Origin of the sequence: Synechococcus sp. R55.8, assembly GCF_047461895.1 — a bacterium.
Taxonomy (GTDB): Bacteria; Cyanobacteriota; Cyanobacteriia; order Thermostichales; family Thermostichaceae; genus Thermostichus.
This window is the reverse complement of record NZ_JANSIB010000095.1, coordinates 1-11,882: the sequence shown is the minus strand read 5'-3', so window position 1 is coordinate 11,882 and position 11,882 is coordinate 1. Positions and strand designations below refer to the sequence as shown.

Here is an 11,882-nt window from a genome sequence, read left to right as displayed (position 1 = left end):
AGTTTCTGGAATACAAGGCGAGGGTTGCAGGGGTTTCTCTGATTCTTGTGCCGCCTGCTTACACGTCGCAGACCTGTCACAAGTGTTTACACATCCATCCCGATCCTGCGCAATCCTACCGCAGTGGTAAGTCGTTCAAGTGTGGGCACTGTGGATGGGAAGGGGATGCGGATTTGAATGGTGCGAATGTGATTGCGCTCTTGGGGGCTGTCGTAAACCAGCCTAGAGGTCCGGGCTTGTTTTGTTCTCTGGTAGAGCAGAACAGGCTCAGGGCTACTGAAAGCCCGCTCCGTACCGCTTAGCGGTCGGAGCCGGGTAGTTTACAAGACAGAGCAAGGGGGCGATTGAGTCCCTTTGGTCACACTCAAGGCTCATATCCATGCTGGCTTACAAGCTGAGGCAGTTTTGAGGGACGCTCTGTAGCTGCTGTCAACCTGCCGTGAACCTAGGACCGCTGAGATAAACGATGATAAAAACAGCAGCTGCTGTTAACCCTCCGGAGTTCGAAGCCTAGGGATCCCCTCCATGACTTCCCAGATTCAGCCCTGCACACGCGAACAGATCTTGAATGGAATGGGCATCACCACCCTGTTTTCGGCTCTCATTGTGGGTCTCTGGATCTGGCTGGGATCCTCCTTTCCCGTGCCGTTTCGCTGGGATCCCCTAGCCTTGGCGTGGGGGGCAGGGCTGGGACTGGGGGTGGCTCTGCTCAGCGGCGGGGTTTACCGGCTCTGGCCAGCCTATCGTCGGGCAGCCACTGCCTACTTACACTGGGTGGCGGATCCCTTGCAGTGGGGAGATATCCTTTGGGTGGGCCTGCTGCCGGGCTGGAGCGAGGAATGGCTGTTTCGCGGTGTGCTGCTGTCAGCTCTGGTGGCCAGCCCCTTAGGGTGGACAGGCGGGATCCTGCTGAGCGGCCTCTTGTTTGGCGCCTTGCATTGGCTGGGATGGCAGGGCTGGCCCTATGCCGTCTGGGCCAGCGGGGTTGGTATCCTCATGGGGATTGGCTTGTGGCTGTCGGGAAACCTGTTGGTCACCATTGTCGCCCACACCCTTGTCAACTGGATTGGGGTTTGTGCCTGGAAATGCTTTTTCTCTCAAGCGGAGCCCTGAAGGATGCAGTTTTCGTGCTCCCCTCTTCCCTTATGGGAAAGGGGTTGCCTGTAAGCAGCGCAGAACCTTGGGCAAGTGCCGCAAATTGAGCTTAACTTACTTGTCGATGCCTTCCTGTCAATGCCCCACCGAGATCTCCTACAACTAGTTTGGGGATCCTTCCCATGGCTGCGCGTGGGGCGATCCTTGCTGCTGGTCGGGCTGGTGGTGTACGGCTACCTGCTCTGGCTGGGCTGGTTTCAATCGGAGCGGCTGATCTTTCTGCCCCAGCCCGCCAGCTATCGAGATGGGGATGCCATTCTCAAGCTCACGACCTCTGATGGGCTACAGATTTCAGCGGTACATTTGCCCAATCCCGCCGCTGCCTACACCCTCCTCTACAGCCATGGCAACGCCGAAGACTTGGGGGATATCCTGCCCCGCCTGGTGGGCCTGCAGCAGGCTGGGTTTGCCGTCTTGGCCTACGACTACCGCGGTTACGGCACCAGCGAAGGGATCCCTTCCGAGGCCGGCGCTTACAAAGATATCGAGGCCGCTTACACTTACCTAGTTGCCCAAGGGATCCCGCCGGAGCGGATCTTGGTCTATGGAAGATCAGTAGGGGGCGGGCCCTCGGTTTACCTGGCAGCGCAAAAACCAGTGGGCGGCCTGATCCTGGAATCTACTTTCGTGACTGCCTTCCGCGTCTTGACGCGCATCCCGCTGCTGCCCTTCGATCGCTTCGATAACCTCAGCCGCATTGCCAAGATCGATTGCCCGCTGCTGATTTTGCACGGTACCCAGGATCGTCTAATCCCCTTCTGGCATGCTGAAGCCCTTTACCAAGCAGCACGGGATCCCAAACGCTTGGTGCCCATCGAGGGAGCCGATCACAACAACTTGCTGCAGGTGGCTAGAGAGCGCTATGTCACCATCCTGCACCAATTCGTAGCCGAGCTGGTGGATCCCCATGTTGTCTTCCCTCAGTAGCGGCTTAGGTGAGGACAATCTTAAAATCACCTGCAATCCGCTCGGAAAAGTGGAGTTATGTGGCAAGATCGGAAGGGATCGGGTCGAAGGATCCGGATCCCTGTCTCACCGGATTGAACCCTTTTACGGAGGATCAAGAGCGTATGTCTCTCCGACTTGGCGATACTGCTCCCAATTTCACGCAAAAGTCTACCCACGGCGAAATCGATTTCTACTCTTGGGCCGGGGATAGCTGGGTGGTGTTGTTCTCTCACCCCGCCGACTACACGCCGGTCTGCACCACGGAGCTAGGCACTGTTGCGAAGCTGATGCCCGAATTTGAAAAGCGGGGTGTGAAGGTGATCGCCCTCAGTGTGGACGATGTGGACTCCCACGTCGGCTGGGTAAAAGACATCGAGGAAACCCAGAACGCCACTTTGACCTATCCCATTTTGGCAGATGCAGACCGCAAGGTTTCTCAGCTCTACGACATGTTGGATCAAACCAACATCAACCAAGAAGGGCTGCCCCTGACGGTGCGCTCGGTGTTCATCATCGATCCCAACAAGAAGATACGCCTCATTCTTACCTACCCGGCCAGCACAGGCCGCAACTTCGACGAGCTCCTGCGGGTGATCGATGCCCTACAGCTGACGGATAAGTATAACGTTGTCACTCCCGCCGACTGGAAAGACGGTGACGATGTCATCATTCCGCCTTCGCTGAAAGATCCGGAAGTGCTGAAAGAGAAGTTCCCAAAAGGCTACAAGGAAATTAAGCCCTATTTGCGGGTCACCCCTCAGCCCAACAAGTAGAAGTCTCAGCAATCGAACCTACTTTCGGCTGATCCCTTCTCTGCCGAAGCTGCGCTCCCCTCGATTTGGATCCCCGACCAGGGGATCCTTTTTTATTTCAAGCCAGATTGAGACACTTTCCCTTTGGGAGAGAGGAGTTAGGGATCCCTCATTTTGCAGTTGGGGAAAGTTTATTCTTCAAAGTTTATTCTTCGGGGAAAGAAGCCGCCTCTGTTGCTTTTTTGGCCAGCTCATCTACCGTGAAGTAGCGATGAAACTTATCGGTCACCCGCAACCAGGGGGAACGGCTGCCTTCTTTGCGATAGCGGGTCACAAAGCCTTTTTCCACTAACTCTGCCACGTGCTGATAAGCACCTTGGCCGCGCAACTCCACCAACTCCGCCTGCGAGAGGGGGCCACGCAGAATGATTGTAGCCAGGGTACGGGTAGCACCCACCCCAATTTCAGGGGGTAAAAGCTGGTTGGCCAGCTCCAAAAACGGCTCCCGCAACTGCAGGGCAAACCCTTCCCCCACCTGTAGGACTTCCAGGGCAGAATCGCGATGGGCATAGTCTTCCATTAATTCCAGCAGCGCATCGTAGGCTTCGTCGCGACTGCAATGGGCCAACTGGGCCAGGGCGGATAGCTCCAGGGGCTGCCCTTTTAAGTAGAGGATCGCTTCGATCTGATTTTTCAGGGCCAAGACACGCTCCCTCTGACCTTGCCTTTCCGCCAACAAGGGATGCGAAATCGACTTAAGAGAACGCGGGGCCATTGCAACAAGGGATCCGCTCAACTTGCTCCGTAGCATAGCAGCAGTTCTAGGCTGAGGGATCCCTTGGCCAAGCGGGCCGGATCCATCCTCGCCTTCGAGCTAGAACCCTACCCCTGATGCCACCACCATCACCACCACCGCTGCAAAGATAATCAAAGCGTAAAACTGGGCCTTGCCGCTCTCCAGGTATTTCATCGCCTCGCCGCTCACCATGGTCACCAAGCCCGTCAGGTTGACCACACCATCCACGATGCGGCTGTCCACCTCCAGCGCCTCCCGTGCCACGAAGCGGGTGCCCTGCACAAAGACTCGCTCATAGAGGTCGTCAATGTACCACTTGTTGAGGGAGAAGTAGTAGAGCGGCTGCAGGCTTTGGGGGAAGGTGCCCGGGTCGATGCGCTTTTGCCAGTAGATCAAGCTGGCCAAGGTGATGCCGATCAGCCCAATGCCCACGGAGCTACCCGCCATGATTAGAAACTCTGCCCAATCGAAATGGCCCGCCAGCACCTCCTGCCACTCTGCTGCCACCAGCGGCAAAATCGAGCCTGCCTCTGCCACAGACTCAGCCGGCGGGTGGATGAAAGCTTCAAAGAAGTTGGCAAAAGGGGTGCCCACCAGGCCAATCAGCACAGAAGGGATGGCCAGAGCCAACAGCGGGAAGGTCATCGACCAAGGGGACTCATGGGGCTCTGAGGCGTGGCCATGCCCATCGTGTAGGTTTTCCTGAGCTTCAGGATGGCTGCTGGGCTGGGGTTTTTCTTGAATGTTCATGGCTCCAGGGCCAAAGGCCGGTTGTTTCCCCGCAAAAACGTAGGCAAAAGCTGGCACAGGACGGCCCTGGCTGATGGCCACCTCCTGCCGCAGTCTCAGGTTGGTGCCGCGAAACTCCCCTTCGAAGGTGAGGAAGTAGATGCGGAACATGTAGAAGGCGGTGATCCCGGCGGTGAGGAAGCCCACCCCCCACAGAGCTGGGTTCCGTTCGAAAACAGCGCCCAAGATCTCGTCTTTAGACCAAAAGCCGGCGAAGGGCGGGATCCCACAAATGGCCAACGTGCCGATCAAAAACGTGATGGCCGTAACCGGCATGTATTTGCGCAACCCCCCCATCAGGCGCATGTCTTGGGCCAAAACCGGGTCATGGCCGACCACCGCTTCCATGCCGTGGATAACTGAGCCAGAGCACAAAAAGAGCATCGCCTTAAAGTAGGCGTGGGTCATCAGGTGAAACAGGCCCGCCCCATAGGCGCCGCACCCCATGGCCATGACCATGTAGCCCAGCTGGGAAATGGTGGAGTAGGCCAAGCCTTTTTTGATGTCATTTTGGGTGATGGCAATGGTGGCCCCCAAGAAGGCCGTGCCCGCCCCCGTCCAGGCGATGATGTCCATAGCCACCGGGATCCCTTCCAGCACTGGGAACATGCGGGCCAAGAGGAATACCCCAGCCGCCACCATCGTGGCTGCGTGGATGAGAGCGGAAATGGGCGTGGGGCCCTCCATGGCATCCGGCAACCACACATGCAGCGGGAACTGGGCCGACTTGGCCACCGGCCCCAAGAACACCAACACCGCAAACAGGGCAATCAAGCTGCTGCTCACTGCCCCGCTAGCCAGCATCTCCTGCAGATTGCGCCCGATCTCGTCAAACGCGAAGGTACCGGAAATCCAGTAAAAACCTAAGATGCCCAACAGCAGGCCGAAATCTCCCACCCGGTTGACCACAAACGCCTTTTGCGCTGCTTCTGCCGCCGCCTGCCGGTCGTGCCAAAAGCCGATGAGCAGGTAGGAGCACATCCCCACCAGCTCCCAGAAGATATAGATCTGCACCAGGTTGGGGCTGACCACCAAGCCCAGCATCGAGGAGCTAAATAAGCTCAGGTAGGCGTAGAAACGCACATAGCCGGGATCGTGGGCCATGTAGCCATGGGAGTAGATCTGCACCAGAAAGGCCACCGTGGTCACCACCACCAGCATCATGGCGCTCAGGTGATCCACGACAAAGCCCATGTCCACCGAGAAGGATCCCGCCTGGGCCCAGGTGATGGTTCTGAGGACGGTTTCGTGCCCTTGCACCTGGCTGACCAAAAGGGCAAAGGCATGAACCATCGCCGTCCCAGTCGAGAACACGCTCAAAAAGGCAGCCAGAGAGCGGTTGGCCCTTGTCCAGGCGTTGAACATCAGGATGCCTAAGCCGAGGAGAAAGGCCGCCACCAAAGGATAGACGGGGATCAACCAGGCGTACGTGTAGATGAATTCCATGGGAAATGCTTCCGAATGCGTCCTCTCACAGCAACGAACCTGCTCTGCTAGCCCTGCAATTGGCCGGTGGGAGTGTCTGGTGGGCTGGCATTTGCTCAACTGCTTCTGCCATTGTAAACTTTTGCGACAGAGTGCGGATCCGGATCCCGAGCATCAAGTCCATCACAGCAGAGGCTTTTCCCAGAGATCAATCGGGATCCCCGCAGTTGAATCTGTAGATATCCTAAAGAATCGGCTCTGAGCCCAAGCTGACGGTCGCAGGCCAAAAGATGACAGGGATCCCTTGCGAGCGCTACAACGAAGGCTAGATCTACTGGCGGTCTGGAGAAACTACCCATGAGCTTGAACCTGGTGACCCTGGTGGGGCGAGCCGGCATGGATCCGGAGGTGCGCTACTTTGAGTCAGGCAAGGTGGTCTGTACTTTTAGCTTGGCGGTCAACCGATTCCGCAAAGGGGAAGACAAGCCTGATTGGTTTAACCTGGAGTTGTGGGGCCGCACTGCCGAGGTGGCCGGAGAGTATGTGCGCAAAGGCAGCCTCATCGGGGTAACGGGCAGCCTCAAGTTCGATCGCTGGAAAGACAAATCCACCGGAGAAGAGCGCCAGAGACCCATCATCGCTGTGGATCGGCTGGAATTGCTGGGATCCCGTCAAGACCGCGACTCCAACCTGCCCCCCGAAGAGCCGTTTTGACCCGTTGGACTGGAGCTGGGCAACCTCAAGGTCCCGCTCCTTCCAAGCATCGCCTACAGGCCTGCACCACTGCTGTCAAATCCTGGCTGCACCAGGGATAGTCCAACGGGGGTCGCCGGATCACCCACAGAGGGATCCCCAGGGTTTTGGCCACCGCCTGCTTGATCCCCAGCCCGCCTGCTTCCCCAGAAGCTTTGCTGATCACCACCTGAGGGCTGAACCGCTGCCAAAGCTGCAGTTCTTGCTCAAAGCTGAGGGGCAAGCGCATCCCGATCACCCGCTCGGCAGGGATCCCGGCTTGCACCGCTTGGGGAACCGATTCCGGCAGCACCCGTGCCCACAGTTGGCAGCGATCTTGCCAAGGTACAAACAGGGGCAGGGCCTTCACTCCCACCGTCAGCAGCACCCGCCGCCCCGCCAGCACCGCCTCTGTGAGCACCCCCTGCCAGTCCGGCACCACCTGGACCCAGGGATCCAGCTCTACAGGAGGGCGTTCGTAGCGCAGGTAGGGGATCCCCAGTTGGGCCGTCACCCGGATGGCCAGTTGCGAGATCTGCAGGGCAAAAGGATGAGAGGCATCCACCACTACGCGGATCCGGCGTTCTTGCAGGAATTCTTCCAGAGATGACGGCGAAAATCGGGTGACCACCACCTGACCGGGCAAATCCTGATACAGTCTTCTGGCCCCTTCAGTGGTGACGGTTGCCACCCAAGGGATCCCTTGGCGGCTGAGGGCGTCGGCCAAGCTGCGGCTCTCGCTAGTGCCCCCGATCAAAGCCACTTCAACTGGACTACCAACTGAGCTCATGGTGTGTTGCCAAACTTTGACGCCCGTAGATACGATCAAGATCACCGGCTGGAGGCAATTGCTCATGATCGAGATGCATGTGGCTGGGATTGCGGTCGATGCCGTCAACCAAAACCCCATTGTCATCCTGCGCGATGGCAGTGAGCGTCGTGCCCTGCCCATTTGGGTGGGAAAAGCAGAGGCCAACGCCATTTTGCAGGCCCTGGACGACCAAAAGCCACTGCGCCCCATGACCCATGATCTCATCCTCAACTCCTGGAAGACGTGGGGGATCAAGCTGGAGCGAGTCATCATTCACGCGTTGCTGGATAACACCTTCTACGCGGTGCTCGTCACCGTGAATGGTGACAAAAAACAAGAGATCGACTGCCGCCCCAGCGACGCCATTGCCCTCGCTCTGCGGGCCCATGTTCCCATCTGGACGGTGGAAGAGGTCATTGCGGAAGCCTCGATCCCCATGAACCAGGATGCCGACGAGGCGGAGCGGGAGGCCTTTCGCAAGTTTGTAGAAAATGTAACCCCCAGAGACTTTATCCGCAGCTACCCCATGACCGACCATCCCACCGAAGCCGACAGTTAAGCAGCTAAGGCGGATCCCACCCCCAGGGATCCCGGCAGACAGGCCATGCCCCAGGTTGCCAGGTTAACGGTCTATCCCATCAAGTCCCTGGATGGGAGCCCTCTGTCTGAGGTGAGGCTGACGGCAGGGGGGACTTTGGAGGGGGATCGGCGCTACGCCCTGGTGGATGCGGAGGGGAAGCGGGTAAACGGCAAACGCCATGCTGCAGTCCACCGCCTGCGGGCCCGGTTTGATCCCCGGTTGTGCCGGGTGCAGTTGTGGGGGGATGGCAAGGCGGCTCAGTTTGACCTGCAGCAGCAGCGGGATGCTTTGCAGACTTGGCTCAGCGATTGGTTCGGTTTTCCGGTGCAACTGCTGGAGGAGCCTCTCAGGGGGTTTCCGGATGATCCCTATGCCAACGGCCCCACCCTGATCAGCATAGCCACTCTGGAGACGGTGGCCAATTGGTTCCCCGGCCTCACCCCCGAAGAGATGCGGCAACGCTTTCGCATGAATATCGAGCTGTCGGAATGTCTGCCCTTTTGGGAGGATCGGCTCTTTGCCCAGGCAGATCAAGGGGTGCGCTTTCGCATTGGGGAAGTGGAGCTGCTGGGCCTCAACCCCTGCACCCGCTGTGTGGTGCCCACCCGGGATCCCCTGAGCGGAGAGGCCTATCCCGGTTTTCAAAAGCACTTCGTAGCGCAACGGCAGAAAACCTTGCCACCCTGGGCCGAAGCCAGCCGCTTTGACCATTTCTATCGCCTTGGGATCAATACGTGGATCCCGAGAACGGAGGCGGGCAAGCACCTGAGGGTTGGGGATCCCGTCGAAATCCTCGGGGTTGAACCCCTCAGCCTTTACCCTGAGCTGAATCGAACCCCAGGTTAGTTTCCGACCTACAATCAAGCTAGAGCAGCTCTTTTGGCTTGACCAAGCTATGCAAACCCTGGATCGGCCCAACGCCCCCACTCAGCAGCCCTACCCAGAACCGGTCTATCCCCGTCGCCCCACCCGTACGGTGGCCGTAGCTGATGTGTTGATCGGCAGCCAGCACCCGGTGGTGGTACAGTCCATGATCAACGAGGACACCCTCGACATCGACGCAGCAGTAGCCGGGATCCGCCGTCTGCACGAGGCAGGCTCAGAGATTGTGCGGGTTACCGTTCCCAGCATGGCCCATGCCAAGGCGATGGAGGCAATTCGGGAGAAGCTGATCCAAACCTACAAGCCCGTGCCTTTGGTAGCCGATGTCCATCACAACGGCATCAAGATCGCCCTGGAGGTGGCCAAATACGTGGACAAGGTGCGCATCAATCCAGGGTTGTTCGTCTTTGAAAAACCTCAGCCCGGTCGCACAGAATATACCCAGGCGGAATTTGAGGCCATCCGCAACAAAATCCGGGAAACTTTCACCCCCCTTGTCCAGACCCTCAAAGCCCAGAACAAAGCCCTGCGCATCGGGGTAAATCATGGATCCCTGGCAGAGCGGATGCTCTTCACCTACGGGGATACGCCTGAGGGCATGGTGGAGTCGGCCCTGGAATTTGCCCAAATCTGCGCCGAGCAAGACTTTCACAATGTGGTGCTTTCCTTCAAGGCCTCCCGCCCGCAGGTCATGTTGGCGGCCTACCGGCTGGCAGCTCGTCGCTTCGATGCCCTGGGCCTGAATTACCCCTTCCACTTAGGTGTCACCGAGGCGGGCGATGGAGAATATGGGCGCATCAAGTCGGCGGTGGGGATCGGAACCCTCTTGGCTGAAGGGATCGGCGACACGATTCGGGTTTCTCTCACGGAAGCGCCAGAGAAGGAGATCCCGGTGGCCTACGGCATTTTGCAAGCTCTGAACCTGCGCAAAACCATGGTGGAGTATGTGGCCTGCCCTTCCTGTGGCCGCACCCTCTTCAATTTGGAGGAGGTGCTGCAGAAGGTGCGCGCCGCAACCCAGCACCTGGTGGGGCTGGACATTGCCGTCATGGGCTGCATTGTCAATGGGCCGGGAGAGATGGCCGACGCCGACTACGGCTACGTGGGCAAGACGCCGGGGGTGATCTCTCTCTACCGCGGCAAAGAGGAAGTGAAAAGGGTGCCGGAATCGGAAGGCGTGCAGGCGCTGATCGATCTGATCAAAGCCGATGGGCGCTGGGTGGATCCCCCTTCTTCCCATTAACTCTGCTTCCCCCTCAAGAGGCGACCTGCCCAGCCATCCTGCCGCGCTCTTGCTTCGCTCAGAAACTGGCTAGTGGCGTTTGCCACGCAGGGCTTTGGCGCGGTTGTTCACCTGCCTTACAAACAGAGGCAGCAGGTGCGCCTGGATATATTCAAACGCTGCTTGTAGACCTTCTTTTTCGTAAATCAGGCCGATTTCCGCCTCAACCTGCGTGGGATCCCTGAGGGCCGACAAAAATTGATTGGAGGTCAGCCACGTGAAGAGTTCTGCGCGATTCAAGTCACAACTGGGCGGGGAAGGCACTTGCCAGTCTTGAGGTGGGCCAAGCAGCCACTGCCGGGCAAACAAGCTCAACACCGCATCCCCCAGCCAAGCCTTGTCGCGACGGGATCCCTCGTCCAATTGGGCCACCTGCTGTCTGATGGTCTGGCTGGTCGAGGAGCAATGGGATCCTGTCGGCATGGAAGTGGCAAGTGTGCAAGGACTGGCAGCAGACAAGCCCGGCGGCGAAGCGCCCCTGCCTCATTTTAATTAAGATAGGGTCTGGCCCGTTGCAGATGGAGTGTGGCATTGTGAGGATCCTTGGAGCATGTTGTTGGAGCTAACCCCAGAAGAATGCGAATCGGTGATTCCGGTGGTGCCAACGCGCCTTCAGTATGCGGCTTACTGGAGCGATGCCCTCAAGAGCACGGGCCGCATCATCACGGCCATTTTGGTGGGCGTGGCGTTGCTGGTTCTTTCCCGCGCTTTCGGCGAGGGATCCTTTCTGGGGGCAATCGCCTTCCTGGTCGGGATTCTCTCGTTGCTCTATCCCTTCCTGTGGGGGCCGCTCTACACCATCTCCCGCCGTCAGCTAGCCTTTCGCGAGATTCCCTATGGGGGATTGTTTTTTGGGCAGGTGCTGCGTACTCGCCGCTTCGAGGTGGTGGTGGAAGAGCGAGAAAAGCTGGATGAAGATGGCAACTTCTACATTGAAGAGGTGCGGGAGCGCCAGTTTGAGATGGAAATTGGCGATGAGACCGGAGTCGTCTATCGTGTGCGGGCCAAGGACGATCCCCGCTACAGGCGAATTGTCAAAAAGCAATCGGTGCTCGGGTTGGTGAAAGCCTATTCCCGCGATTTGCAGCGCCGGCCCACCTTGAGCGAGGTCTATGTGGTCAAGCTGGGGGAGTGGGTGGGAGATGTCTCCTATCTGGATCGGGAGGCTTTTTTGGATATGGCAGATGAGCTGTTGGAGCTACAGGCCCAAGGACAAGCTTGATCCCCTGGATCCCTGGTGTTCTCTGGGATGGAGGGGAAGGGATCCCTGCCTTTTTATTCTGAAACCTAAACGGCTGCCTATCCGGGAGCGCCGCTTTTAACGCTGGGTTAGCCGCATTATTGTACTGGCCAGGGGTAGGGTTGGGTAGTTTACTGTGGACTGGCGGGAGCTTTAAACTGAGGGCTGTAAGCTAAAAACAACTGCCATGGGCGATCCTCTCACCCCCCAAGTTAGCGAGCGCATCTGCAAGCACATGAACGAAGATCATGCCGATGCAATAGCCCTCTACGCCAGGGTCTTTGGCCAGGTGGAAGGAGTTACCCAAGCCCGCATGCAGGCCATTGACCCGGAAGGGATGGACTTGCGGGTGCAGGTCGACGGGGCCGTACAAACGCTGCGGATCCGCTTCGACCACCCCCTGCGGGACTCTGAGGACGCCCATCAAACCTTAATTGCCATGGTGAAGCAGGCTCGCGCTCAAGTTAAACAGGCTACAAAGTGATGAGAG

General features: G+C 58.3%; 14 protein-coding genes. 10 read left to right on the top strand and 4 right to left on the bottom strand.

Annotated features, from left to right (window positions below; all coding sequences use genetic code 11):
- The 4 genes from NW829_RS09925 to NW829_RS09910 form a co-directional block, all read left to right on the top strand.
- Positions 1–302, top strand: a 302-nt coding sequence (locus NW829_RS09925; RefSeq protein WP_414416988.1) for a zinc ribbon domain-containing protein, incomplete at its 5' end; no start/stop codon positions are given.
- A gap of 223 nt (positions 303–525) precedes the next feature.
- Positions 526–1,113, top strand: coding sequence for a lysostaphin resistance A-like protein (locus NW829_RS09920; protein ID WP_414328684.1), 588 nt, complete (start codon positions 526–528; stop codon positions 1,111–1,113).
- Between the two features lie 174 nt (positions 1,114–1,287).
- On the top strand, positions 1,288–2,082 hold the full coding sequence (locus NW829_RS09915) for an alpha/beta hydrolase (protein ID WP_414416987.1): 795 nt from the start codon (positions 1,288–1,290) through the stop codon (positions 2,080–2,082).
- 143 nt (positions 2,083–2,225) lie between these two features.
- Entirely contained in the window at positions 2,226–2,876 is a 651-nt protein-coding gene (locus tag NW829_RS09910) for a peroxiredoxin (protein WP_414412873.1), read from the top strand.
- A gap of 184 nt (positions 2,877–3,060) precedes the next feature.
- Here the strand turns inward: NW829_RS09910 and scpB are convergent, their stop codons facing one another.
- Together scpB and NW829_RS09900 are read right to left on the bottom strand one after the other, a co-directional pair.
- Complete coding sequence (gene scpB, locus NW829_RS09905; RefSeq protein ID WP_414412874.1) at positions 3,061–3,558, bottom strand: SMC-Scp complex subunit ScpB; 498 nt, start codon at positions 3,556–3,558, stop codon at positions 3,061–3,063.
- Between the two features lie 171 nt (positions 3,559–3,729).
- The gene (locus NW829_RS09900; RefSeq protein WP_414416986.1) at positions 3,730–5,886 is read right to left on the bottom strand and encodes an NAD(P)H-quinone oxidoreductase subunit 5; all 2,157 of its coding nucleotides are present in this window, start codon (positions 5,884–5,886) and stop codon (positions 3,730–3,732) included.
- Positions 5,887–6,222: 336 nt separating this feature from the next.
- Here NW829_RS09900 and NW829_RS09895 point away from each other — a divergent pair, with 336 nt between their 5' ends.
- Positions 6,223–6,579 carry a single-stranded DNA-binding protein gene (locus tag NW829_RS09895; protein ID WP_414412876.1) on the top strand — a complete coding sequence of 119 codons (357 nt, stop codon included), beginning with the start codon at positions 6,223–6,225 and terminating at the stop codon, positions 6,577–6,579.
- A gap of 25 nt (positions 6,580–6,604) precedes the next feature.
- On the opposite strand, the gene NW829_RS09890 is transcribed toward NW829_RS09895, so the two are convergent.
- Positions 6,605–7,453, bottom strand: a complete 849-nt coding sequence (locus NW829_RS09890; RefSeq protein ID WP_414416985.1) for a cobalt-precorrin-6A reductase — start codon at positions 7,451–7,453, stop codon at positions 6,605–6,607.
- Between NW829_RS09890 and NW829_RS09885 the strand changes: the two genes are divergently transcribed.
- Genes NW829_RS09885 through ispG form a run of 3 tightly spaced genes read left to right on the top strand, consistent with a single transcriptional unit; the run spans position 7,452 to position 10,113 of the window.
- Positions 7,452–7,967, top strand: coding sequence for a bifunctional nuclease family protein (locus NW829_RS09885; protein ID WP_011431791.1), 516 nt, complete (start codon positions 7,452–7,454; stop codon positions 7,965–7,967). The two genes, NW829_RS09890 and NW829_RS09885, sit on opposite strands and share 2 nt — an antisense overlap.
- Positions 7,968–8,012: 45 nt before the next feature.
- Entirely contained in the window at positions 8,013–8,834 is an 822-nt protein-coding gene (locus NW829_RS09880) for an MOSC domain-containing protein (protein WP_414416984.1), read from the top strand.
- 49 nt (positions 8,835–8,883) lie between these two features.
- Positions 8,884–10,113, top strand: coding sequence for a (E)-4-hydroxy-3-methylbut-2-enyl-diphosphate synthase (ispG, locus tag NW829_RS09875; protein WP_414343922.1), 1,230 nt, complete (start codon positions 8,884–8,886; stop codon positions 10,111–10,113).
- Positions 10,114–10,182: 69 nt separating this feature from the next.
- Here ispG and NW829_RS09870 read toward each other — a convergent pair whose 3' ends face one another.
- Positions 10,183–10,611 (bottom strand): hypothetical protein, encoded by a 429-nt coding sequence (locus NW829_RS09870; RefSeq protein ID WP_414416983.1) that lies wholly within the window; start codon positions 10,609–10,611, stop codon positions 10,183–10,185.
- A 91-nt stretch (positions 10,612–10,702) separates the two neighbouring features.
- On the opposite strand from NW829_RS09870, the gene NW829_RS09865 reads away from it, so the two are divergent.
- Together NW829_RS09865 and NW829_RS09860 are read left to right on the top strand one after the other, a co-directional pair.
- On the top strand, positions 10,703–11,374 hold the full coding sequence (locus NW829_RS09865; RefSeq protein ID WP_414416982.1) for a hypothetical protein: 672 nt from the start codon (positions 10,703–10,705) through the stop codon (positions 11,372–11,374).
- Between the two features lie 205 nt (positions 11,375–11,579).
- The gene (locus NW829_RS09860) at positions 11,580–11,876 is read left to right on the top strand and encodes a DUF2470 domain-containing protein (protein WP_011431796.1); all 297 of its coding nucleotides are present in this window, start codon (positions 11,580–11,582) and stop codon (positions 11,874–11,876) included.
- Positions 11,877–11,882: the final 6 nt, after the last annotated feature.